This window comes from Streptomyces noursei ATCC 11455, from assembly GCF_001704275.1.
Taxonomy (GTDB): Bacteria; Actinomycetota; Actinomycetes; order Streptomycetales; family Streptomycetaceae; genus Streptomyces; species Streptomyces noursei.
In genome coordinates this window covers 3,928,495-3,952,038 of the sequence record NZ_CP011533.1, presented here as the reverse complement: position 1 = coordinate 3,952,038, position 23,544 = coordinate 3,928,495, and the positions used below count along the sequence as shown (strand labels likewise).

Annotated in this window: 15 protein-coding genes; 5 read left to right on the top strand and 10 right to left on the bottom strand. The window is 72.5% G+C overall.

The window, feature by feature from the left end:
• Window positions 1-29: 29 nt before the first annotated feature.
• The 8 genes from SNOUR_RS16440 to SNOUR_RS16405 all read right to left on the bottom strand — a co-directional run bounded on the left by SNOUR_RS16440 (window position 30) and on the right by SNOUR_RS16405 (window position 14,397).
• A complete protein-coding gene (locus tag SNOUR_RS16440; protein WP_312632597.1) occupies window positions 30-6,860 on the bottom strand; it encodes an eCIS core domain-containing protein in 6,831 nt (2,276 codons plus the stop codon).
• Window positions 6,857-7,225, bottom strand: a complete 369-nt coding sequence (locus tag SNOUR_RS16435) for a hypothetical protein (protein WP_312632596.1) — start codon at window positions 7,223-7,225, stop codon at window positions 6,857-6,859. The genes SNOUR_RS16440 and SNOUR_RS16435 overlap by 4 nt, the downstream gene beginning before the upstream one ends.
• Entirely contained in the window at window positions 7,216-9,264 is a 2,049-nt protein-coding gene (locus tag SNOUR_RS16430) for an AAA family ATPase (protein WP_067347708.1), read from the bottom strand. Before SNOUR_RS16430 ends, SNOUR_RS16435 begins: the two co-directional genes overlap by 10 nt.
• A gap of 33 nt (window positions 9,265-9,297) precedes the next feature.
• Window positions 9,298-10,338, bottom strand: coding sequence for a Pvc16 family protein (locus tag SNOUR_RS42995; RefSeq protein WP_079142707.1), 1,041 nt, complete (start codon window positions 10,336-10,338; stop codon window positions 9,298-9,300).
• Entirely contained in the window at window positions 10,335-11,165 is an 831-nt protein-coding gene (locus SNOUR_RS16420) for a hypothetical protein (RefSeq protein WP_159425867.1), read from the bottom strand. Before SNOUR_RS16420 ends, SNOUR_RS42995 begins: the two co-directional genes overlap by 4 nt.
• A complete protein-coding gene (locus SNOUR_RS16415; RefSeq protein ID WP_067347703.1) occupies window positions 11,158-11,916 on the bottom strand; it encodes a hypothetical protein in 759 nt (252 codons plus the stop codon). Before SNOUR_RS16415 ends, SNOUR_RS16420 begins: the two co-directional genes overlap by 8 nt.
• A gap of 21 nt (window positions 11,917-11,937) precedes the next feature.
• Window positions 11,938-12,462 (bottom strand): phage tail protein, encoded by a 525-nt coding sequence (locus tag SNOUR_RS16410; protein WP_067347700.1) that lies wholly within the window; start codon window positions 12,460-12,462, stop codon window positions 11,938-11,940.
• Window positions 12,463-12,549: 87 nt separating this feature from the next.
• A complete protein-coding gene (locus SNOUR_RS16405) occupies window positions 12,550-14,397 on the bottom strand; it encodes a phage tail sheath family protein (RefSeq protein ID WP_067347698.1) in 1,848 nt (615 codons plus the stop codon).
• A 796-nt stretch (window positions 14,398-15,193) separates the two neighbouring features.
• Between SNOUR_RS16405 and sucC the strand changes: the two genes are divergently transcribed.
• Complete coding sequence (gene sucC / locus SNOUR_RS16400) at window positions 15,194-16,372, top strand: ADP-forming succinate--CoA ligase subunit beta (RefSeq protein ID WP_067347695.1); 1,179 nt, start codon at window positions 15,194-15,196, stop codon at window positions 16,370-16,372.
• Between the two features lie 21 nt (window positions 16,373-16,393).
• On the top strand, window positions 16,394-17,278 hold the full coding sequence (sucD, locus tag SNOUR_RS16395; RefSeq protein WP_039633546.1) for a succinate--CoA ligase subunit alpha: 885 nt from the start codon (window positions 16,394-16,396) through the stop codon (window positions 17,276-17,278).
• A gap of 83 nt (window positions 17,279-17,361) precedes the next feature.
• On the opposite strand, the gene SNOUR_RS16390 is transcribed toward sucD, so the two are convergent.
• Window positions 17,362-18,333 carry a SigE family RNA polymerase sigma factor gene (locus SNOUR_RS16390; RefSeq protein ID WP_312632595.1) on the bottom strand — a complete coding sequence of 324 codons (972 nt, stop codon included), beginning with the start codon at window positions 18,331-18,333 and terminating at the stop codon, window positions 17,362-17,364.
• Window positions 18,334-18,431: 98 nt separating this feature from the next.
• Here SNOUR_RS16390 and SNOUR_RS16385 point away from each other — a divergent pair, with 98 nt between their 5' ends.
• On the top strand, window positions 18,432-20,051 hold the full coding sequence (locus tag SNOUR_RS16385; RefSeq protein ID WP_174717875.1) for a cell division protein PerM: 1,620 nt from the start codon (window positions 18,432-18,434) through the stop codon (window positions 20,049-20,051).
• Between the two features lie 96 nt (window positions 20,052-20,147).
• Here SNOUR_RS16385 and SNOUR_RS16380 read toward each other — a convergent pair whose 3' ends face one another.
• Complete coding sequence (locus SNOUR_RS16380) at window positions 20,148-21,047, bottom strand: hypothetical protein (protein WP_312632594.1); 900 nt, start codon at window positions 21,045-21,047, stop codon at window positions 20,148-20,150.
• A 277-nt stretch (window positions 21,048-21,324) separates the two neighbouring features.
• Between SNOUR_RS16380 and purN the strand changes: the two genes are divergently transcribed.
• Together purN and purH are read left to right on the top strand one after the other, a co-directional pair.
• Window positions 21,325-21,969 (top strand): phosphoribosylglycinamide formyltransferase, encoded by a 645-nt coding sequence (purN, locus tag SNOUR_RS16375; protein ID WP_067347690.1) that lies wholly within the window; start codon window positions 21,325-21,327, stop codon window positions 21,967-21,969.
• The gene (gene purH / locus SNOUR_RS16370; RefSeq protein WP_067347689.1) at window positions 21,966-23,537 is read left to right on the top strand and encodes a bifunctional phosphoribosylaminoimidazolecarboxamide formyltransferase/IMP cyclohydrolase; all 1,572 of its coding nucleotides are present in this window, start codon (window positions 21,966-21,968) and stop codon (window positions 23,535-23,537) included. The genes purN and purH overlap by 4 nt, the downstream gene beginning before the upstream one ends.
• Window positions 23,538-23,544 lie beyond the last annotated feature (7 nt).

Genomic DNA, 23,544 nt, shown 5'->3' with positions numbered 1-23,544 from the left:
TTCGTGAGCCGCGCCTGGTTATTTTCGTGCTACTTGGACTTAGGCTTGGCACCCTCCCACCAATAATGGATCACGAATGTGAGAGTGCTCCAGTCGTCCACTGCCTTCACTTCCTTCTCGAGTTGACTGCCGGAGCTCGTATTCACATTTCCGTCGAGCAGCGAAAGGCTGCGTATGTCGTCCAGGCCGTTGAACTGGAGTTCTCGACGGTGATCCGGGTGCTTCGTTTTCATGATTTCATTGAGTATCCTATCGCGTTCGGCTTCGTCCGCCGCTTTATGTCCCTCTCTAATTTTCCAGTCGGCGTGCGCGGTCTTGTAGACGGCATCCTTGTAGGCGCCTTGAATCTTCGAGTTCCGGAGGTCGGAAGGCAGCGGAGTGGGTCGCCTTATAGGCGCCTTGTCCGGGTCCGGATCCACGTTCCACCTGATGAAGTCGAGAGCCTTCCTGGTGTACTGAATCTTTGACCACTTTGGATCGTTGAAGTACAGATGGGCCTCGGTGGCCGGCGCACCGGGGTTCGGTGCCGGCTGCGGGGCATGGACGTTCCCCGGTTCCCGCTTGGCGGCTTGTGCGGCTGAATAGTCGCGCCCGCGCAACAGTGCCTTTGCTGCATCCTCGGGAATGCCGACCGTATTCTTCCAGCCCCTCTCCGAGGGGTTGTTCGACGTCGCACCCTTGGCAGGCATGCTGCGCAAGGCGTCCTGGATTTTATCCTCGGCCGATTGGGCTGTGTTTCGGATCTTCCTTTCGTTTTCCGGTCGATTTTCGTACTCCTCGACGATCCCTTCGAGGATTTTGGTGAACTTGGAGATGGCAGCCTGTGGTTTTTCCCCGTCGACGAAGAGTAGCCAGTCTTCGAAATCCCGGATCTGAATCTCCCGCTGCAGCCCATCTCTGGTCTTCCTGTCGAGTCCATCGATTTTTGCTTTTATCTGTTTGGCGACTCCCTCGTCTACACCCATGCGAGGGTTCAGTGCGGCGATAATCTTGAAATTCCGCGCCCCCTCAATGTCGAGTTGCGTAAGCCTGTACCAGGCGCGCATGCCGAATAGTGCACCCTTGAGGACCGGCTTCTTGACTCCGCGCCGAAGAAATCCGTCGACCTTCGGTTTTATGCGCGAAACGATCTTCCTGAGTCGCGCATCCTTCGAATCCTTCTTGTTTTCGTCCTCTTTTTTCTTGTCTTTCTTGTCCTGGTTTTCTTTTTTGGAGTCCTTGTTCTTCGGGTGGTCTTCCTTGGGTTTGTGCGGGCCCTTTTCGCCGGGCTTGTGTTTGGGGTTTTTGTTGTGGTCTTCCTTGGGCTTCTTGGGGTCGTGTGGGTCGTGGTCCTTGTCGGGCTTGTGTTTGGGGTTCTTGGGGTCGTGGTCGGGGTGTTTGTCGTTGGGCTTGTGGGGGCGGTCGCCGTCCTTGTCGGGCTTGGGTTTGCCGGGGGTGTCCTTGTCGTCCTTGGGCTTGGGCCTGGTGGGGTCTTCTTCCTTGGGTTTGTTGGGCTTGTCGGCTCCGGGCTCGTCCTCCTTGGGTTTGGTGCCGGGCTTTCCGTCGTCCTTGGGCTTGGCTTTGGGCTCCGGGTCCTGCTTGGGCTTGGGTCGGGGTTCCGGTTCGGGCTTGGGCTTGGCGGACGGGGTGGGGCGGGTGTCGGGGGTCTCGTCGGCCTTGGACCTGGGCTTGCCGTTCTTGTCGTTGCCGGCGGGCCTCCTGGGCTCGTCGGTGGGGGTCCTGGGCTTGCCGGTGGCCGGCCGTTCCGGGGTTTCGCCGGGTTTGGACGGGGGCTTGTCGGTGCCCGGTTTGGTGGCGGTCGGCTTCTCGCCCGGTTTGCCCTCGTGGGGCTTGGCGGTCGTCGGGCGGGTGGTCGGGGCACCGGCGGACTTCGGGGCCGGTTCCCTGGTCGGGGTGTCGTCGGTCCGGGGCTTTTTGTCGCCGGGTTTGCCCTTGCCGCCTGAGCCCTCGCCGGCCGCGCCCTTCCGGCCGCCGCGGCCTTCCTTCCCGAAGCCCTTGCCGAGGCGTGCGGCGACGCCCTTGAGGCGCTGGCCGACCTTGGCGACGTACTTGCCGATGCCGTTCAGCAGCCATTGGTAGAGGGTTTCGAGGAGGGCCACCACGCCCGCCGCGACGGCCTTGGCGAAGAGGATGCCGGCGCCGCCCGCGCGGACCGCCTTCAACCAGTCGAGGACCATGGACAGTGCGCGCAGGATCGCGCTCAGTGCGCCCCACGCGGTGCGGATGGCGTCGATGGCCGCCATCACCCAGCCGGCCCCCGGAATCAGCTTGGCCACGATCTTGGTCATGACCAGTTCGCCGATGATGAGGGGGAGTTGGGGGAGGACCGCGTCCCAGGCTTCCTTGACGATGTCGTCGAGTTTGAAGCCACCGTTGAGGAGTTTGTCCAGGATGGCCTTCGGGACGCCGATGATTTCCTGGATCTTGTCCTTGAACCATTGCTTGACCGCACTGGAGATCTCGCGGAAGAGGTGGTTCTTGGCGCCGTCCACCGCGGAGTTCTTGGCGCCGCTGAGCCAACCGCCCGGGTCGGAGAGGAAGTCGACCGCGATCAGCATCCAGTCGCCGAGCGCGCTCAGGAGCTTGGACGCGAAGTCCAGGACCGCCTTGATGGCCCCGATAACCTGCTTGATCGCTTCGTCGAGTACCTGTTTGAGGATGTCAAGGATGCCGCTGAGCAGCTTGCCCAGGGCGTCGAGAAGGTCGGAGAGGGCCTTCTTCAGCATCGTGGCGAGCTTGTTGACGAGAGCGATCGCGGCGGAGATGAGTTCGGCGATCATCTTGCGGATGCGCAGGGCCAGCTCGATGACCGCGCGGACCATGGCCACGGCGAACTCGATCAGATCGTTGATCAGGGTCTTGATGGCGTCCGCGATGGACTGGCGCGCCTCGTTGATCCAGCGTTCGACCGTTTCCTTGAAGTGCTTGATGAAGCCGACGACGGCCTCGCGGGCCCGCTTGATGACATCGACGATCGCGTTCTTGATCTCGATGACCTTCTGCTTGATCCAGTCGAACGCCTTGGAAAGCCAGTTGCCCGATTCGTTGACGCTGTCGTCGCGCTTCTTCTTCGCGTCGTTCTCGGCCTCGGTGTTCTTGTCCTGGATCTTCTTGTCGCCGTCGTCCTTTTCCTTCGCGGCGTCCTTGTCGGTCTTCTCTTCCTTGTCCTTGACGTCCTTGCGGACCTTGTCGTGCCGCTCGCTCTTCTTGTCGCCGAGCTTCTTGAGCTCCGTGTCCTGTTCCTTGCGCCAGTCCGAGCGGTGGTCGGTGACCTCGCTCATCGCCTTCCGGCGTTCGTCCGCCTGGCTCTTGGTGTTGCCGTCGACCTCGGTGTCGACCTGCTTCTTGTGCTTCTCCTGGGAGTCGCGGAAGTCCTGGTCCTTCTTCTGACGGCCCTTGGACATGTCCTTCTGGCCGTCGCTGAACGCGGCCTGGAACTGGGGGCCCCGGTCGTGCTCGGCCACCTCGGAGGCCGCCTCGGGCGGTACCGCCCCGGTGTTCGCCGCCCCCTGCGGCCCGCCGCCCTTGCCGCCCTGGGCGCCGGGCACCTTGGCGGTCATCTGCTCCTTGGGGGCGTCCGGGTAGACCTGGTCCTCGCCCATCGGCCGGCCCGCGTCGTCCCGGCCGGTCGCGACGGTGTCCTGGCCCTTGGCGTCGACGGCGCCGCCCTGCTCGTCGGCCTTCTCCCCGGCGGCGCCCTGCATCTGCACGCCCGGTGCGTTGCCCGCCTGGGCCTTCTTGAGCGCCTCGTCCTTCGTGGGCAGCCCGGCGAACTTGGCGGCCAGCTCCTGCTTGTCGACCTTGAAGCCGAGCTTCTCGGCCACCCACCCGATGCCGAAGCCCAGCGCCATCTTGAAGGTCTGCCAGCCGCCCGGCTCCTCGGCCTTCTCCGCCTCGATCTGGCCTTCCGGCTCCTTGGCGCCGCTGACCTCGGCCTTGTCCGCGCCGGGCGCGTCGCTCTTCTGCGCCGGGTTCTGGTCGTACTGCGCCGGTGCGTCGGCCTTCGGCTTGCCCTGGAGGGTTTGCGGCGCACCGGCCGGGCGCTGCATCGACGGCGGTGCCGCGGCCAGCGCCTTGTGCTCGTCGCCGACCGTGCGGTCCACCGAGCCGCCCACCCCGCCCATGGCCTCAAGTGCCTTGTGCGGCTTGAGCTTCGACGCGGTCGACAGGCCGGCCTCGGGGGAGACGTTCGACAGGTTCGGGGCCGGCCCGGAGTCCTTCTTGGCCTTCTTCACGGGCACGGCCGCACTGCCTCCGCCCCCGCCCTTGGCGGCGGGTGCCGCACCGGCCGCCCTGGGCGCCTGCTGCTCCTTGGCCGTCGGTGCCGCCGGCGCCGCAGGTCCCGGCGCCGGTGCGGCCCCTGCCGGAGCCTCGGGAGCGCCCTTGGCCGGCTGCGGAGCCGCGGCCGGCGCCGCACCGCCCGTTCCGTGTTCCCCACCCGCCGGGGCGCTCTTCTCCGCCGGCGCCTGCGCGCGGGACTCGGCTCCCGCGCCCGACGGCTCGCGCTGCGCCCCGGCAGCCGCATCCGCGCTCGCCCCACCGGAGGCGTCGGCGTTGGACCCGCCGGAGACGTGGCTGTCGCGCCCCGGCGACGACGTCTGGGTACCGCCCGCGGCCTCGCCCTTGTCCGCCGGTGCCGCCGTGGCCTGCTTCTGCTCACCGCTGCCCGCGGACTGCGCCGCCGCCGGCTTGCCGGCCGTCTGCGGGGCCCCCTTCTCCTGCCCGGCGCCCGGCGCGTCGCCCGCGGCCGGTGTGCCCTGCTCCGCCTTGGCCGCCGGCTCCTTGGCCTCGCCGCCGTCCTCCGGCCGGCCCGGCGCCTCCTGGACCGTCACCTGCGCGGCCACCGGACCGGCCTTGGGGTCGGCACCGCTCTTGGGGTCCTTCGACGTGGAGCCGGGCGCCGTCCGCGCCTCGGCGGCCCGATCCGGGGCGAGCTCCTCCGGCCCGCCGCCCGGTCCCGCGGCGTCCGTCTCGGCCGCCGTCTCCGCACCGGCGGGCGCCTCGTCGACACCCTCCTCGGGATCGGCCTCCGCCGCCGTGTCCTCGGCGTCCTCGGCATCGCGCTCCGCCTGCACCTTGTCGGCCTTGGTCACCGGGGGAGCCGGGAACGACGGGGCCGCCCGGTCGTCGGGTGAGGACGGGTCCAGGGTGTCCGCGGTCGGCACGGCGGACACGTCCGGATCCTGGGCGGGGAGGTAGTCGTCCGGCTGCAGCGTGATGTCCCAGGCGCTCGGCTCCCCGCCGCCGACGTCCACCTCGGACTCGCTGCCGGTACCGAACGGGTCCTCGTCGACGTGTTCGTCCGGCCCTTCGAGGTCCTGGGTGCGGACGCCGTCGAGGGTGCTCACCGCGCCGGGCTGCTGCGCCTGGGCCCCCGCCGCCGACGGCGTGCCCGAGGGCTTCTCCTGCCCCCGCTTGTCCGCGGGGTTCAGCTGTTTGCCCGCCACCAGCGCATCGACCGCGCCCGGACGGTTCTTGGCCGCGGACTCCTCCTTGCTGGCCACCGGCGTGCCCGCGCGCTCGGTGCCCTCCTTGCCGTCGGCGGCGGCGTCCTTCTTGTCCTCCCTGCCTCCGGCCTGCTGCCCGCCCTCCTGCGCGCCGCCGGAGGACTTCCCGTCGGCGGACCGCTCACCGCCGGCCGCCTTGTCCGCCGGCCGACCGCCCGACGCCGCGGGCGCGGCCTCCGCCGCCGGTTGCGCAGGTGCGGCACCCGGCGCCGGGGAAGAGTTCGCCGGGGCCGCGCCCCCGCCGCCGGGCTGCTGCTCCGCCTGCCCGCCGCGGCCGGCGTTCCGGTCCTGCGCGACGGGTCCGCCCGGGGCTTCGCCGCCCTGCGGAGTGGTGCCGTCCGCCCGGGTCCCGCCGTTCCGCGGGGTGCTCCCTGCGGCCCCCGCCGCCTCCTGCTCGTCCTTCTCCGGCCCGGGTGCCAGGCCAGGCTTCCGCTCCTGCTCCCGCTGTTCCTCCGCGGCCCGCCGCTCGCTTTCGCGGGTGAACCGCAACTCCTCGGCGGGGTCCGTCTCGACCATCGGCGCATCGAGCGAACCGCGCTCCAGTGCGTCGTCGGACTCGATCTCCTCGACGAGGTCGAGCAGTCGCTCCTGCTCCGAGCTGAGCAGCCGCCGCTCCAGCCGCTCCAGGACCGCGTCCTGCAACTCGTCGGGCAGCTGCGCCAGTTGCATCCGGGCGCGCTTGGACCGATCCTCCGGATCCCCCCGCAACGACCGCAGTACCCCGTTGGCCAGGCGGTCCACCAGTGTTGCCGGGTCGACCAGTTCCAGGCGGTGGCGGTCGGCGTCCACCGTGGCGTAGCGGAGCCAGCCCGGTGTGGACCGGCCCGGTGCCACCTCCGTCGTCGTGTCGTCCCCGCGCGTGGCGCCGAGCATCGTGGAGCGGAGGGACTCCTGGGCCGCGGACTCCGCCTCGCGTTCGACGGTCTCCTGGGGGAGGCTGACCGTGCCCAGGTCGCGGCCGGCGCGCAGGGCGCCCAGGCCGTGCGGGTTCTGGACGGTGTGCAGGAGTTCGTGGGCGAGGAGGCGTTGGCCGTCGGCGGTGCCGGGGCGGTAGGTGCCCTCGCGGAAGAAGACGTCCTGGCCGACGGCGAAGGCGTCGGCGCCCATCAGCTCGGCGAGCTGCCCGGAGTCGCGGTCGGTGTGCAGGCGGACCCGGCTGAAGTCGTGGCCGAGCTGCTCCTCCAGCTCGCGGCGGACGCTGAGGTCGAGGGGCTGGCCGGCGCCGCTGACGATGTTCTTGGGCTCGGGGGCGGCGGACCTGGCGGACCGTTCCCTGCGCTTGCGGCGCCGTGCGTCGCGGGCGGACCGGCCGGACCGGTCGGACTGGGCGGCGGACTGGGAGGAACTGCTCATCGCGCCTCCCCCCGTCCGGTCAGCCCCGCGTGCACCGCGCGGGCCAGCGCCTCGCCCAGCCGTACGGGGTGCGCGGTGGCCGGCAGCGGCGGCAGGCCGGCGAGCCCGTCGAGGGCGAGGCCCGAGCCGTCGCCGGCCGCCGCCAGGGGCACGCCGCGGTCCCGTACGAGACGGGTCAACTCGGCCTGGAACGCGGCCGATACCCGGTCCGGGTCGGTGGTCCGGGCGTCGAAGCCGTCCAGGACGAGTTCGCCGATGTCGATGCGGAAGGTGCGGGGAGCGGGCGCCCCCGCCTCCCGCGCCGTGCGCTCCGGTGCCGCGGATTCCCGCACCGTGGCGTTGCCGACCTCGTGCTTCAGACCCATCCGTGGACCTCCGACGGCGTCAGAGAGCGTTCCAGCTTCAGGTACTCGGTGCGCGCCGCGGCCAGCATGTGACGCATCTGGAGGCGGTCGCCCTCCTCCGCGGCGAGGAAGGCGCCGGAGAGCGCGATGTTGCGGATCGAGCCGCCGGCGACGGTGAGTTGGGCCAGCAGGGACGGTTCGATGCCCTTCGTCGGGGCCTGGGCGGGCAGCACCCGGCGCCAGATCTCCGCCCGCTCCTTCTCCCCGGGGAAGGGGAAGTCGACGACGAAGCGGATGCGGCGCATGAAGGCCGAGTCCAGGGCCTTCTTCATGTTGGTGGTGAGGACGGCCAGCCCGCGGTACGCCTCCATGCGCATCAGGAGGTAGCTGACCTCCAGGTTGGCGTAGCGGTCGTGGCTGTCCTTGACCTCGCTGCGCTTGCCGAACAGCGCGTCCGCCTCGTCGAAGAGGAGCAGCGCCCCGCCGCGCTCGGCCGCGTCGAAGACCCGGCTGAGGTTCTTCTCCGTCTCGCCGATGTATTTGCTGACGACCTGGGAGAGGTCGATGACGAAGAGGTCCAGACCCAGCTCCTTGGCCATCACCTCGGCGGCCAGGGTCTTGCCGGTGCCGGAGCCGCCGGCGAAGAGCGCGGTGACGCCGAGGCCGCTGCGCAGCGCCTGCGCGAAGCCCCAGTCCTGGTAGACGGTGCCGCGCTGGCGGACATGCGCGACGATCTCCTGGAGGACGCGCAGTTGGCGGTCGGCCAGCACGAGGTCGTGCCAGCCGGCCCGAGGCTCGATGCGGCGACCCAGTTCGTCCAGGCCCATCCGTGCCTCGGTGAGGCCGGCCCGCCAGGCCAGCTCGGCGGCGTCGGGGGCGTCGGGGGCGTCGGAGGCCGCGGGCAGATCACGCCGGACGGACGCGGCGGCGGCGCGGACGACGTGCGGTGGGAGGTGGAACTGTGCGACGAGGGCTGCGAGATGACGACCCGTCACCTCTGGTACGTCGGCGAAGGCGTCGGTCCACAGGCCCAGCTGCTCCTCGTCGGAGAGCTTGGGGACGGTGACCCGCTCGCCGCGCGGATGGCCGGTCTGCCGCGGTTCCCGGCCGGAGACGACCAGCGGGACGGCGGCACCCGCGACGAAGGCGTCCGCGGCGGCGTACTGCTCGCGGTCCAGCTCGCCGACCTCGACGAGCAGCGCGGCCGGCAGCAGGATCGCCTCCCGTTGCCAGAGCCGGGCCAGCCGGTCCCGCGCGGCCGGGTCGGCCGGGATGTCCTCGGCGGCCATGGAGTACAGGCCGAGCCCGCAGCGGCGGGCAGCGGTGGCCGCGATGTCGGCGCGGGTGCGCAGATCCCCGCCGACCAGTTCGACGCGCAGCGGGGCGTCGGGGCCGGCGCCCGCCCAGCCGGCAGCCACCCGCCGGGCGGCCGTCTCGTAGGCGGGCGGCAGCGTCTCGGGCGGGACGGTGCGGCGCAGTTGGCCGTGCAACCGGGCGTCCAGGTAGGGCGCGCCGGCCAGGAAGTGCAGGATGCGCTCGTCGAGCCGCAGCCGGCCGGTGGTCAGATGGGTCGCGTCGTCCAGCTCGACCAGCTGCCAGCGGCGCAGCGGGGCGACCGGGGTGAGGGCGCTCCAGTGGGGGTCGCCGAGCGCCGCCAGGGCGAGCGAGAACGTGGGGTACGGGCGGGCCGGATCGCCGCAGGCGGCGGCGCAGCGCACGCCGGTGGTCGGGTCCAGCTCGGCGGCGGCGGTGAGCAGCACGACCTCCTGCTCGAAGGGGGTCAGCCCGAAGCACGCGGCGAGGGTGCCGAGAGCGCTGAGGGCATCGAGGGCATCGAGGGCGTTGAGGGCGTCGGGGGTGCGCGAGGAGGGGGGTGCACCCGCGCCGGTGTCCGTATCCGTCTCCGCGCCCGCCGGGCTCCCCTGGACGCGGGCCGCGTGCGCGTCCAGGCGCGCGAGGACGGCCCGGACGGCCGCGGACAGCGCCGCGCCGTCCGCCCCGCCGGACGTCCGCCCGTCCGCCGCCCCCGGCCCGTTCCCGCCGCTGCCGCCGCCTGCCATCTCCTTCTCCGCCCCCGTTCCTCGCACCGCGCCTCAGCTCTCCCCGCCGTCGTCGGTACCGCCCGTGTCGTCCGTGTGGCCGGCCCGGCCGGTCCGACGGGGCCGTTCGGTGTCCTGCGGGCCGCCGTCGGCCGTCTTGCGCGTCCGGGTGCGGGTCCGGGGGCCAGGCCGGCCGGCGTCCGAACTCCCGTGCGTGGTAGCGGTCTTGGTCGGCTGGGGTTTGCCGCCGCCCGTCCGCTTCGCGGGCTTTCTCGCGGCGTTCGTCGCGGCATCCTTCGCGGTCGCGGTCGCGTCCTCGGCCGCCTTCGCCATGGCGCCCGCGGTCGCCCCAGCCGATTCACCTGTTCCAGCCGGTTCAGCCGATCCAGGCGGTTCAGTCGACCCGGCCGCCCCGACCCCCGAAGCACCGGCCGTCCTCGCGGGATCCGCCGCGCCTCCCGTCAGCGTCCCCAACGGCACCTCGGGCGGTACCTCCGGCACCACCGTCACCTCCGGCCGCTTCACCGGGCGGGCCGGTGCCGGCTTCTGGTGGCCGTCCAGCAGCACCAGCGACGCCTGGTAGGCCACCGACAGGGCGTACGGGGTGTTGTTGAGCATGCCCCAGAGCTTGGAGGTCTCGTCCACGTCCATCTGGGTCGGAGTGAAGCGGACCTTCTGCGGCGACTCGGCCAGGTCGCTCCCGGCCAGATAGGGGCGGTCGGCGGCCTCCTCGATCAACTCCTTCGGCAGGACCGGGATTTCGTGCAGCGTCCGCACCACGCTGCCGATCAGCCGCTGGCCGACCAGCTCCTGTTCCTCCCCGTACGCGCTGATCAGGAAGTGCAGGTCGATCGCCGCGGCCGGGCGCTTGAGCAGCGTGCCGTCGGAGGCGCGGGTGACCAGGTCGTTGTTGCGCATCGAGGGGTTGTGGGTGACCTGGTAGAGGAAGACGGTGATCGTCGGGTCGGTCGGGGGATCGGTCGGCGGTTTGCGGGTCTCCACCGAGACGGCCAGGTCGATCTCGGGGTGGAGGTTGTGCTCGATCAGCAGCGCGAGGGCCTGGGTGACCGTCGCGAGGGCGAGTGCGTTGCTCATGTGGACCGTCCCCCTGAAGTCCGTTGCTGGGAAGCCAAGTAGTCCGCGAGGCTCAGCGCGGGCGCGCGCCGCTCGGGGCGCGCCGGGCGGCCGTCCGCCGCGGGCCTTCGGGAGTCGGCTGCGCCGGCGGCGCTGACCTCCAGCCGGCCGATCTGTACGTGCACCACCCGCTCGGCGGGGCCGCGCGGTCCGCGTCGGCCGCCCGCGGAACCGGCGCGGGGCGGCACGGGCCGGCGGGGCGCCGGTACGGCGTCGGTGCGCGGCCGCAGGACGCCGGTGGCCGGCTCGGCCGCCTCCGGGCCGCCCGGCGATGCCCCGCGGCCCGCCGCCGTCCGCTCCCCGCCGGGCGCCGTCGACCGCCCCCGCGGCCGGACGCCCTCGGCGGCGGCCCGGGTCCCGGGCACGGCCGTCGCGGCGGGGCGCAGCAGCGGGGCCGGGCCCGGCCCTCGGTCGGCCGCGCGGTCCGGGCCCGCCACCGGTGCCGCCTCGGTGCGGAGCACCGTCTCCCGTTCGTGCCGGGTGTGGATCTCCGACCACGGCTCGGCGCGCGGCGGTTCGGCGGCGCCCGGCGACGGGGCGGGCCAACCGGACGGCCGGAGGGCCGCCGGCCCGCCGTCGTCCGGCTCGACGGCGGCCGGTCCGCGCAGCGCCTCGACCCGCTCGAACGGGCCCGGCAGCCGCGGCCGGACGCGCGTCCGCCGCCCGGGTGCGTCGGCGCCGTCGGGTGGGCCGAAGGGATCGGCGGGCGGCGCCGGGGCGTACCGGGCCAGCAGTCGGCCGAGGTAGTCGCCGGACGCGGCGGGCGTCCGCTCGGGCATCTCAGGCATCCGCGCACAGCTCCAGGTAGTAGCGGCGCCGCAGCGGGCTGAGCGCCAGGATCTCGGGCTCGCTCCAGCCGTAGGCCGAGGCGAGCAGATGGACGTCCAGGAGCAGGTCACGGGCCCAGGCGTCGAGTTCGGTCCACAGGTACGCGGCGATGTCCAGCTCCGCCGAGGTGGCGGCGCCGCACTCCGGGCAGGCGATCTCCAAGGTCAGCTCCGCGCCGGGGTCGGCCTCCTCGGCGGCCTCGGCGAAGCGCTTGAGCACCGGGTCGGGCAGGTCGGCGAGCTGTTCGGCGGTGGCCTCCCGGCCGGCCCGGTGGGCGACGAGGGCACAGCGGGCCGCGAGCAGCCGCCGGGCGGCGGTGGCGTCCGCCGGGCGGGCGGCGGCCACCGCGGCCAGGTCCGCGGGGCCGGGCAGCCGGAACCGCACCGTCCACGCGCCCTCCGCCACCCGCAGTCCGCCCTCCGGCGGGCGCGGACGGGCGGCCGCCAACTCCCCGGCGTCCAGCTCGAACTCCATCGCCGTGCCGCACTCCGCCGCCGTGCAGTCGAGCGTGACCTCCAGCCGGTCGCCGAACAGTGCCCGGCGCAGGGCGAAGAGGTCGGCCGCCCGTTCCCCGAGCGGTGCCGACAGCAGGGCCTCGGGGGCCGCTCCGGGGCGGGCCGCCCGATGCAGCAACAGGGCCCGGCCGGCCTCCCGTTCGGCCAGCCCGGCCTCCCAGGTGGCCAGCAGTTCCGCCGGCCCGGTGACCGCCATGCGCGTTCCCGTCGTCGCGGGTCAGGCCGGGTGGGTGAACGAGGGTTCCTCCGGCTCGGGCACCTCGTAGTCGCGTTCCCAGCCCTCGCATTCGAGCTTCAGGCTCTGGATGGCCACCGCGTTGGCGTTGGCGTCCATCTCGCCCAGGACCTGGTACTCGCTGGGCCAGGAGCGGTAGATCTTGTGCGAGACGGCGACCTGCCCGGCCTCGTTGAGGACCTGGATGACGATGTCCTTGCGGAAGTCGGCCAGCGACACCTCCGAGCCCAGGCCGGCGCCGACCTGCCAGACCTTGTTGGCCCAGCGGTCGAACTCCGGGTCGTGGGTGACCCCGCGCTCCAGGGTGATGCCCTCGAACTCCGAGCGGCCCGGGGACTTGCGCGGCGAGCTGGGGTCGCCGCCGTTGCGGTGCTTGACGACCTCGGTGGTGCGCTTGAGCGGGCTGATCTTGCTGACCCCGGCGACCGTACGGCCGTCCCACAGGACCAGGAACTTGAAGTTCTTGTACGGGTCGAAGCGATGGGCGTTGATTCTGAACTCAGCCATCGGATTCCTTCACATCGGATTCCTGCACGTCGGCGTCGTGGGGCGCACCGGGGGCCGGCCCGTCCGCCGGGCCCGGTGCCCCGCGCCCTAGAGGTCGAATTGGCCGGCCAGCTGCTGGATCTTGACGATCACGAACTCGGCCGGTTTGACGGGCGCGATGCCGACCACGACGTTGACGATCCCGTTCTCGATGTCCGCCTCGGTCGTGGTGTCCTTGTCGCACTTGACGAAGTACGCCTGCCGCGGGGTGCTGCCCTTGAAGGCGCCCTTCTCGAAGAGGGAGTGCAGGTAGGCGGAGGCGTTGAGACGGATCTGCTGCCAGAGCTGCTCGTTGTTGGGCTCGAAGACCACCCACTGCAGGCCGCGCAGCAGGCTCTCCTCGACGTGCAGGGCCAGCCGGCGCACCGGGACGTACTTCCACTCGCTGTCCAGGGCGTCCGCGCCCTGGAGCGTGCGGGCGCCCCACACCAGCGGGCCGACCATCGGGAAGGTCCGCAGGCAGTTGATGCCGAGCGGGTTCAGCAGGCCGTTCTCGCGGTCGGTGAGCTTGACGGTCAGCCCGTGCACGCCGGTCAGCCGGGCCTCGGTGCCGGCCGGGGCCTTCCACACCCCGCGCTCGCCGTCCGTACGGGCGATCACGCCGGCCAGCGCGCCGGACGGCGGGAAGGAGCGCAGTCGGCCGGTGAGCGGGTCGGTGAGCTTCAGGTGCGGGAAGTACAGGGCCGCGTGGTTGTCGCGGACCGCGTCGAAGGCGCCGATCCCGGCCCGTGCGGCGTCCACGCTGCCCCACGCCGCGGGTGCGTCCACCAGCAGGAACATCCGCCGCTCCTGGCACAGCCGCTGGGCCGCCGAGATCACCGTGAGCATGTCGTCGACGGACTCGTACGAGGCCAGCTCGGGCAGCGCGAGCAGATTGACGTCGGGGATGTCGCGCAGCGCCTGGAGGCCGCTCTTGCGGGCCTCGCTGCCGATGAGGTCGCGCGGTCCCGGCGGGTCGCCGTCCTCGCCGCCGCACAGCGGGAAGACCGGCGGATTGACCGATGCCTCCAGCCCCAGGTCGTTGGCGCACTCGCCGAGGAAGCGGACCACGTCGCCGGGGTCGGTGGAGCCGGCCACGACCTGGACGCGGCGACCGAAGGCGATCACCTGGGCGCCCGCGAAGGCGTGCTTGCCGGGGGCGTCCGGCAGGGAGCGCAGCTTGTGCTCCAGCAGCAGCGCCAGCTCGGTGACGTCGCACGGCGGCTCGCCGTCGCAGTCCGGGTCGTAGAGCGTGAACTCCCGCTCCACCTCGCCGATCTTCACCGTCAACTCCACGTTCAGATCGGGGAGTTCGTGGTGGAACGGCTTGGAGACGGTGCCGGAGGGGTCCGGGCGGTCCTCGCCCACGGCCGCCACGCGGATCAGCGACGAGCCGGCGTTGACCACCGTCTCCACGAACCGGCCGCTGCCGGGGGCCATGGACAGGCCGGCGAAGGACTCGCGGGCGGCGCCGTGCGCGTCGAGGACCTGGAGGTTGAAGGTGTCGTCCGGGCACGGGGTCTCGTGGTCCACGGCGACCCGCAGGCCGTCGCCCCAGATGCCCGGCTCCTTGGCGTGCACCTCCAGGACCGGGCACTGGCTGCGGCCCTCGGTGGACTCCAGGGTGACCTGGGCCTCCTTGCCGCTGCCGGCCTTGGCGACCCGGACGATCACCGCGACGGCGCCGCCGTTGCCGAAGAACTGGTGGACGGCGTAGGAGACCGGGCTGCGCGAGGTCAGGCCGCCGAAGCGGCGCTCGAAGTCGGCGAAGCTGGTGATCCGGACCGGCTGGTTGAGCGGGCCGCGCCGGGTGTGGCCGACGAACGCGGTCACCGAGGTCGTCACGGTGGTGATGCTGCGGATGCTGCTGGGAAGCTCTTCGACATAGACGCCGGGATAGGTCGTATGTGTCGGCATTCCCCCTCCAATCCCTTCAGGCACCGAGTGTGAGGACACCAAGAAATCGAGAAAACCGGGAGGGGTGGGCGGGGAGAAGGGGGAGGGACGACAGGCGCGGAAGAGTCCACGACCGCACGAAGCGGTGATCGTGGTCGTGCATCCCCCCACTACCCATCAAGTTCCCCCGTCCGCGTCCGGTGCGAGGCGGTCCGTGATCCGCGGTCCGACCCGCACGGGACCAAGCCCGGAAGTGCGCGACTCCGGCCTGTGACTCCTGATGCGTAAGTGCTCAACGCAGTTTCTTTCAGGGGGAGTTGGAGGGTCAAGGAGCTTTCCGGACACCGCCTGCGGAGGTCTTGTGCGGGCGCGTTGCGGCTTCTTCCCGAACGGTTTCCCGCTTCCCCGCAACCGGAACCGGACGGGCCGGGTGCGCTCGGGCGCACCGGGTCGCCGGTGCCCGGCGCCCGAACGGCGCACGGCGACGGAGTGCACGGCGGATGACCGCGAAGTCGCCCGGCACTCGGACGGCCCTGCGAAATGCCTCCGGCGCGCCGGAGCGCCCCTGCGGAAAAGGGGCGGCGCAGTACGTTGACCAAAAGATCTGTGACCGTAATCACCGCCGGAGTGTGATCTGCGATTTAGGGACGCATGTCCAGCGGCGATACCCTGCGAGACGGACATGCCGCGTATCCGGACACCGTGTATACGCCTCCCCAGTGACAGCGCCGTCACGTTGCCCTTCGCGGCACGCCCATCGCAGACGAACGAACCGCGATCACTACGGCGATTCTGAGAAGACAAGGGACGGACGCGCGTGGACCTGTTCGAGTACCAGGCGAGGGACCTCTTCGCCAAGCACGGTGTACCGGTGCTGGCCGGTGAAGTCATCGACACGCCTGAGGCGGCGCGCGCGGCGACTGAGCGCCTTGGCGGCAAGTCGGTCGTCAAGGCGCAGGTGAAGGTCGGTGGCCGTGGCAAGGCCGGCGGCGTGAAGCTGGCCGCCACGCCGGACGAGGCCGTCGCCCGCGCGACGGACATCCTCGGCATGGACATCAAGGGCCACACGGTCCACAAGGTGATGATCGCCGAGACGGCCCCGGAGATCGTCGAGGAGTACTACGTCTCCTACCTCCTGGACCGCACCAACCGCACCTTCCTGGCCATGGCCTCGGTCGCGGGCGGCATGGACATCGAGGAGGTCGCCGCGACGACCCCCGAGAAGCTCGCCAAGGTCCCGGTCGACGCCAACGAGGGCGTCTCCATCGAGAAGGCCCGCGAGATCGTCGCCCAGGCGAAGTTCCCGGCCGAGGTCGCCGAGCAGGTCGCCGAGGTGCTGGTCACCCTGTGGCAGACCTTCGTCAAGGAGGACGCCCTCCTGGTCGAGGTCAACCCGCTGGCCAAGGTCGCCTCCGGTGACGTCCTCGCCCTCGACGGCAAGGTCTCCCTGGACGCCAACGCCGAGTTCCGCCAGCCGGAGCACGAGGCCCTGGAGGACAAGGACGCGGCTAACCCGCTCGAAGCCGCGGCCAAGGCCAAGGGCCTGAACTACGTCAAGCTCGACGGCCAGGTCGGCATCATCGGCAACGGCGCGGGTCTCGTCATGAGCACCCTGGACGTCGTCGCCTACGCCGGTGAGAACCACGGTGGCGTCAAGCCCGCCAACTTCCTCGACATCGGTGGCGGCGCCTCCGCCGAGGTCATGGCGAACGGCCTGGAGATCATCCTCGGCGACCCGGACGTGAAGTCCGTGTTCGTCAACGTCTTCGGTGGCATCACCGCGTGCGACGAGGTCGCCAACGGCATCGTGCAGGCCCTGGAGCTCCTGAAGTCCAAGGGCGAGAACGTCAGCAAGCCGCTGGTCGTCCGCCTCGACGGCAACAACGCCGAGCTGGGTCGCAAGATCCTCTCGGACGCCAACCACCCGCTGGTGCAGCGTGTGGACACGATGGACGGTGCGGCCGACAAGGCCGCCGAGCTGGCCGCGGCCAAGTAAGGGACGAGGACTCCAACAACCATGGCTATCTTCCTCACCAAGGACAGCAAGGTCATCGTCCAGGGGATGACCGGCGCCACCGGCATGAAGCACACCAAGCTCATGCTCGGTGACGGCACCAACATCGTCGGTGGTGTCAACCCGCGCAAGGCCGGCACCAGCGTCGACTTCGACGGCACCGAGGTCCCGGTCTTCGGCTCCGTCAAGGAGGCGATGGAGAAGACGGGCGCCAACGTCTCCGTCCTCTTCGTGCCGCCGGCCTTCGCCAAGGCCGCCGTCGTCGAGGCGATCGACGCCGAGATCCCGCTCGCCGTCGTCATCACCGAGGGCATCGCCGTCCACGACTCCGCCGCGTTCTACGCGTACGCGAAGTCGAAGGGCGACACGACCCGGATCATCGGCCCGAACTGCCCCGGCCTGATCACCCCCGGCCAGTCCAACGCCGGCATCATCCCGGGCGACATCACCAAGCCGGGCCGCATCGGCCTGGTGTCGAAGTCCGGCACGCTGACGTACCAGATGATGTACGAGCTGCGCGACATCGGCTTCTCCTCGGCCGTCGGCATCGGTGGCGACCCGGTCATCGGCACCACCCACATCGACGCCCTGGCGGCGTTCCAGGAGGACCCCGACACCGACCTGATCGTGATGATCGGTGAGATCGGCGGCGACGCCGAGGAGCGGGCCGCCGACTTCATCAAGGAGCACGTCACCAAGCCGGTCGTCGGCTACGTGGCGGGCTTCACCGCGCCCGAGGGCAAGACGATGGGCCACGCCGGCGCCATCGTGTCCGGCTCGTCCGGCACCGCCCAGGCGAAGAAGGAGGCCCTGGAGGCCGCGGGCGTGAAGGTCGGCAAGACCCCGTCCGAGACCGCGCTGCTGGCCCGCGAGATCCTCAACGGCTGACGCGGCGCCCGCTGTACCACGGCCGTGGGCCCGCACCCCTCCCGGGTGCGGGCCCACGGCCGTTTCCGCTACGGGCGAAGCGCTCAGCGGACGTCCGGGCGGAGCCGGGCGCCGGGCGGCAGCGAGCGGTGCCGGGACTTCCCGGGCCGCCCGGGCCGCCCGGCCTCGCGGTGGTGGCTCGGCCGGTGCGTGTGCCGGACCACTGAGGGATCCGCCGGTCGGCCGGCGGCGGACGGCGCGGCCGGTGCGTACGAGGCGGCCATGGCCGGCCGCCGCGGCGGCGGGCGATAGCCGTCCGGTGTGCCGAGCGACACCGCCAGCGCCACCACCGCCAGCAGCCCGGTCGCCCCGAACCCGGCGCGGGTGGTCAGCCGGGCCCGCCGCTCCGCGCCGGCCCGGACGTCGTGCGCGGGCGGCGGCACCGCCGGGCGGGACGCCGCCAGCGCGCCCAGCCGGGCGTGCAGCACCGCGCCCTGACGGTCCGGCGGCAGCCCCTTGAGCCCCAGTTCCGGCAACTGCTCGGCCAGGCACTCCCGGGCGTGCGTCAGCCGCCCGGTCGCCGCCGGTGTACTGGCCTCCACCTCGGCCGCGGTCTCGTGCAGCCCCAGCCCGACCCCGTCGTGCAGCAGCAGGGTGCGACGGTAGGGGACGGGCAGCGCGAGCACGGCCGTCAGCAGCGCATGGTCCCGCGGCGCGGCCGGCGGCGGCGCGGGTGTCCCGGGCCGGGGCCGCTCGGCGGGCCGCAGCCCGGGGAACAGCCGCCGCCAGGGCGCCAGCGCGTACTCGTACGCCGCCGCCCGCACCCACCCCACCGGATCCGGATCCGCCCGCACCTCCGGCCAGCGCTGCCAGGCCGACTGGAACGCCCGCTCGACGGCCCGCCGGGCGAGCCGGGCCCGCCCGGTGAGCAGCGTCGCCTGCTGGATCAACGGCCCGGCGTGCGCGCCGTGCAGCGCGTCGAAGTCGACTGACGGACAGTCAAGTCTGTTCTGGCCACGGCTCTCTGATGTGACGTCGGAAAATTTCTCGGGCTGCCTCCGGTCGCGCTCGCTCATACCGGAAGTCTGAAAACGCCGGGCCGTGGATCTCGCGCGACACGTCGGACGGATGCCCGATACGTGGTGGAAAGCGATGTTATTGGCAGCATGGCGGCGTGAGTCAATTGACCGAACGCGGTACCACGTTGTCCTCACACGGCCGGACCGCCGCGCAGCGCTCCTCGGCGATCGGCACCGCCGTCGTCAGCGGGGTGACCGCCGCCGGCCTCGGCCTCGGCGCGCTCGCGGTCGCCGTCCTGCTGCTCTGGGTCGTCTCCCCGTACCCGGACAGCGGTCCCTCACGGGCGCTGCACCTGGCCGCCGGCCTGTGGTTCATGGCGCACGGCGGGGGCCTGGTCCGTGAGGCGACGGCGTCCGGCGTCCCGGCGCCGGTCGGCGTGACCCCGCTGCTGCTGGCCACACTCCCGGTCTGGCTGCTCCACCGCGCCGCCCGGGACACCCTGGCCTCGGCCGCCGAGCAGCGCCCCGACGACGGCTCCGCGGTCGCCCCGCGCACCCTGCTCGGCGCCCTGCTGGCCGGGTACCTGGCGGTCGCCGCCGGGGCGCTGCTCTACACCTCCACCGGCCGGCTGACCGCCGCGCCGCTCGCCGCGCTGCTGGCCGTCCCCGGCACCGCCGCCGCCACCCTCGGCGGCACCGCCTGGCACATCCTCGGACCGGACGCCGTGGCCCTCCTGCCGGCCCGTGTGCCGCGCGCCTTCCGGAGGTTGCCGGCCGGCCTCCGCGCCGCGCTCACCGGCCCCCGCCTCGACACCGCCCTCAAAGCGGCCGCCGCCGCCACCCTCGCCCTGCTCGCCTCCGGCGCGACGCTCACCCTCCTCGGCCTGGCCCTGCACCCCGGCCGGCTCGCCGACGACCTGAGCCAGCTCGCCCCCGACTGGGCCGGTTGCTGCACGGTGCTGCTGCTCTGCCTCACCCTGCTCCCCAACGCGGCCGTCTGGGGCGCCGCCTACGGCCTGGGGCCCGGCTTCACCGTCGGCGCGGGCAGCACCGTCGGGCCGCTGGGCACCTCACCGCGCCCCGCGCTGCCGCACTTCCCGCTGCTCAGCGGCCTGCCGGACCCGGGCCCTGGAAGTTGGTGGTCGGAGGCGCCGGCCCTGGTGGTGCCGGCCGCCGCGGTGGTGCTGCTGACCCGGTACGCGGCCGGCGAGGGGCACCGTTCGTGGGGACGGACGGCCGGGACGGCGGCCGTGGCGGCCGCCCTGTGCGGCCTGGCGACGGCGGTGCTCGGGATGCTGGCCGGCGGCGCGCTGGGCCGGGGCGCACTCGCCTCGTTCGGCCCCCGCGGCTGGCTGATCGGCCTGGCGGCGGCGGGTTGGACGGCGCTGGCCGGGGTGCCCGGGGCGCTGGGCCTGCGCGCCTGGCGACGGGCCGGGCGACGGGTGGCGGAGGGCCGGTCGGTGCGCCTCCGCGCCCTGCCCGGCCTCCTGTTCCGCCGCACCCGGGCGGGCCACGGACAGCCGGGCCCGGAGACGGGACGGAGGGCCGGGCGGCGGATCGGCCGGGGCGTTCTCCGGGCCACCGGCACCGGCCGGCGCAACCGCCGGGAGGAGGGCGAGCGGACGGAGGGCACGGGGGACACGGGCCGGCAGGAGGGCCACGACGTCCGGCCCGAGGAGGTGCCAGGCGGTGCCGCCGAGGGGGACGGTGCCGGGGGCGGCGGCAGGAAAGGCGGCCGGGAAGGTCGGGCGAAGGGCCGGGGGACCGCCGCCTGACGGCGCACGCCCCGACGCCCCCCCACCCGCTCCGGGCCACCGGCCACCGGCCGTTCCCACCACCACGACGGGAACGACCGCTGACGGAAACGGCCGCTACTGCTGCTGCTGGCTGAGCAGCGGTCGGAGCTGCGGCGGGAGGAGGTTCTCGCAGGACTTGCTCGCCGACTGGGTCAGCGCATCGTTCACGCAGGTGAAGTAGTCGCGGTAGACGACCTGGACGGTGAAGGTCGCGGCCACCATCATCAGCGCCAGCGAGGCGGTCACCAGACCGGCGATCGCGGCGGTGGTCTGCGGCCGGGTCGCCGGGCCCGCGACACCGCCCGGACGCCCCGGCGGGGGCGGGGTGGCGCCGCCGGCCGGGTTCCCCTCGGGCGCCGCGGCGCCCGCCTTCTTCGGGACGGGCTTGCCGCGCAGCGCGCTGATGCCCCAGTAGAGGGAGAGCGAGCCCAGCAGCAGCGCCACCTCCGGCAGGCTGAAGAGCACGAAGAAGAACGCCCACATGCCTGCCAGCAGGGCGTAGCGGGCCCGTCGCTGGAGCGGGTCGGTCGGGTCCCAGCGCAGCCCGCCGGGGCCGCCGCCGCCCGGTCCGCCGGGCCCGCCCTGGCCGCCGCCCCGGCCCGGCCGGCTGCCGAAGCCGCCGCCCTGCCGGCCCGGCTGGCGGCTGCTCCACTGGCTGCCCCATGCCGGGGGCTGGTCCTGCGGCCGCTGCTCCTCGCCGTCGCCCGCGTCCCCCTGCGCCTGCCCGGTGAGGTGCGGGCGCGGGCGCCACTCCTGGTCGGGGGCGTCGGCCGGCGGCGGCGCGAACGGGTTGTCGTCCTGCCCGGCGGAGGTGGACGGGCCCGGGGTGCCGTCGGACGGTGCGTCCGGGTCGGACGACGACTTGCGCTCGCGCGGCAGGAGGACCAGCCCCGGGGCGGTGGTGGGCTGGGGGTGCCACCCGGCGATGGCCGGGGGAGGGAGGAGGAGAGCCGCGCGGCGGCGTCGGTCCGGCATCTGGAGTGAGTCTTCCCCTTGTCGTGGGCGTCCGTCCGGCGGGTGGGCCGGGCGTGCGGTCACCATGAACTGCATGCGATCTCTCGCCTGACGCTACCTCCCGTGTCCGCCCCCGTCCCGCGGGGGCCGCGCGGTGTGCCGGTATCGTTGCTGACGGTCGGCGCCTTCGTAGGGTTCCCCGGATTCACGGAACCCCTCGCTTTGTACGACCGCACAAAGCCCTGTAGAGCCCCGCACAGCCCCCAGACCCGCAAGACCTGGCGAGAAAGACCCCACCGTGGCCTCCTCTTCTCTTCCCGCTCGCTCCGCCCCGGCCCGCATCGTGGTACTCGTCTCCGGTTCGGGCACCAACCTCCAGGCGCTGCTCGACGCCATCGCCGAGGAGGGCGCCGCGGAGTACGGCGCCGAGATCGTGGCCGTGGGCGCCGACCGCGCCGGGATCGTCGGTCTGGAGCGCGCCGAGCGGGCCGGGCTGCCGACGTTCGTCTGCCGGGTCAAGGACCACCCGGACCGCGCGGCCTGGGACGCGGCGCTCACCGAGGCGACCGCCGCGCACGCCCCGGACCTGGTGGTCTCGGCCGGCTTCATGAAGATCCTCGGCAAGGAGTTCCTGGCCCGCTTCGGCGGCCGGACGATCAACACCCACCCGGCGCTGCTGCCCAGCTTTCCCGGTGCCCACGGCGTCCGCGACGCCCTCGCGTACGGCGCGAAGGTCACCGGCTGCACCGTCCACTTCGTCGACGACGGCGTCGACACCGGCCCGATCATCGCCCAGGGCGTGGTCGAGGTCCGGGAAGAGGACGACGAACCCGCGCTGCATGAGCGCATCAAGGAAGTCGAGCGATCGCTGCTCGTCGAGGTCGTGGGGCGCCTGGCCCGTCACGGCTACCACATAGAGGGACGAAAGGTACGTATCTCGTGACCGCCACCGAAGGTACGCAGCGGCCCATCCGCCGCGCGCTGGTCAGCGTCTACGACAAGTCCGGGCTGGAGGAGCTGGCCCAGGGGCTGCACGCGGCGGGCGTCCAGCTGGTCTCGACCGGATCGACGGCCGGGAAGATCGCCGCCGCCGGGGTGCCGGTCACCAAGGTCGAGGAACTCACCGGCTTCCCGGAGTGCCTCGACGGCCGGGTCAAGACCCTGCACCCCAAGGTCCACGCCGGCATCCTCGCCGACCTGCGCCTCGCGGACCACCAGCAGCAGCTGGCCGACCTCGGCGTCGAGCCGTTCGACCTGGTGGTGGTGAACCTCTACCCGTTCAAGGAGACCGTCGCCTCCGGCGCCACCCCGGACGAGTGCGTCGAGCAGATCGACATCGGCGGCCCCTCGATGGTCCGCGCCGCCGCCAAGAACCACCCCTCGGTCGCCGTGGTCACCAGCCCCGAGCGGTACGCCGACGTCCTCGCCGCGGTCAACGGCGGCGGCTTCGACCTGGCCGCCCGCAAGCGGCTGGCCGCCGAGGCGTTCCAGCACACCGCCGCCTACGACGTGGCCGTCGCCGCCTGGATGACCAACGTCTACGCGCCGGAGGCGGACGGGGCCGCGCTGCCCGAGTTCCTCGGCGAGACCTGGGAGCGCCGCAGCACCCTGCGCTACGGCGAGAACCCGCACCAGGCCGCCGCCCTCTACGTGGACGGCCAGCCGGGCGGCATCGCCAACGCCGAGCAGCTGCACGGCAAGGAGATGTCCTTCAACAACTACGTGGACACCGAGGCCGCCCGCCGCGCCGCCTACGACCACGATGAGCCCTGCGTGGCGATCATCAAGCACGCCAACCCGTGCGGCATCGCGATCGGCGCGGACGTCGCCGAGGCGCACCGCAAGGCGCACGCCTGCGACCCGGTGTCCGCGTACGGCGGCGTGATCGCGGTGAACCGCCCGGTGACCGTCGCCCTCGCCGAGCAGGTCGCGGAGATCTTCACCGAGGTCATCGCGGCCCCGGCGTACGAGGACGGCGCGGTCGAGATCCTCGCCCGCAAGAAGAACATCCGGGTCCTGAAGGTCGACGGCACCCCGCACCAGCCCGGCGACCTCAAGCTGCTCTCGGGCGGCGCGGTGCTCCAGCACACCGACGTCTTCCAGGCCGAGGGCGACGACCCCGCCACCTGGACCCTGGCCACCGGAGAGGCGCTGTCCGCCGAGGAGTTGGCCGAGCTGGCGTTCGCCTGGAAGGCGTGCCGCGCGGTGAAGTCCAACGCGATCCTGCTCGCCAAGGACGGCGCGTCGGTGGGCGTGGGCATGGGCCAGGTCAACCGCGTCGACTCCTGCAAGCTCGCCGTGGAGCGTGCCGGCGAGGAGCGGGCGTGCGGCTCCTACGCCGCGTCGGACGCCTTCTTCCCGTTCCCCGACGGCCCGGAGATCCTGATCGCCGCCGGCGTCAAGGCGATCGTCCAGCCCGGCGGTTCGATCCGCGACGAACTCGTCGTCGAGGCCGCCCAGAAGGCCGGCGTGACGATGTACTTCACCGGCACCCGGCACTTCTTCCACTGAGGTCCGA

Excerpts from the sequence above, each read along its gene's own strand:
- SNOUR_RS16440 (WP_312632597.1), bottom strand. The coding sequence starts at position 6,860 with ATGAGCAGTTCCTCCCAGTCCGCCGCCCAGTCCGACCGGTCCGGCCGG.
- SNOUR_RS16435 (WP_312632596.1), bottom strand. The coding sequence starts at position 7,225 with ATGGGTCTGAAGCACGAGGTCGGCAACGCCACGGTGCGGGAATCCGCG.
- SNOUR_RS16430 (WP_067347708.1), bottom strand. The coding sequence starts at position 9,264 with ATGGCAGGCGGCGGCAGCGGCGGGAACGGGCCGGGGGCGGCGGACGGG.
- SNOUR_RS42995 (WP_079142707.1), bottom strand. The coding sequence starts at position 10,338 with ATGAGCAACGCACTCGCCCTCGCGACGGTCACCCAGGCCCTCGCGCTG.
- SNOUR_RS16420 (WP_159425867.1), bottom strand. The coding sequence starts at position 11,165 with ATGCCTGAGATGCCCGAGCGGACGCCCGCCGCGTCCGGCGACTACCTC.
- SNOUR_RS16415 (WP_067347703.1), bottom strand. The coding sequence starts at position 11,916 with ATGGCGGTCACCGGGCCGGCGGAACTGCTGGCCACCTGGGAGGCCGGG.
- SNOUR_RS16410 (WP_067347700.1), bottom strand. The coding sequence starts at position 12,462 with ATGGCTGAGTTCAGAATCAACGCCCATCGCTTCGACCCGTACAAGAAC.
- SNOUR_RS16405 (WP_067347698.1), bottom strand. The coding sequence starts at position 14,397 with ATGCCGACACATACGACCTATCCCGGCGTCTATGTCGAAGAGCTTCCC.
- sucD (WP_039633546.1), top strand. The coding sequence starts at position 16,394 with ATGGCTATCTTCCTCACCAAGGACAGCAAGGTCATCGTCCAGGGGATG.
- SNOUR_RS16390 (WP_312632595.1), bottom strand. The coding sequence starts at position 18,333 with ATGAGCGAGCGCGACCGGAGGCAGCCCGAGAAATTTTCCGACGTCACA.
- SNOUR_RS16380 (WP_312632594.1), bottom strand. The coding sequence starts at position 21,047 with ATGCCGGACCGACGCCGCCGCGCGGCTCTCCTCCTCCCTCCCCCGGCC.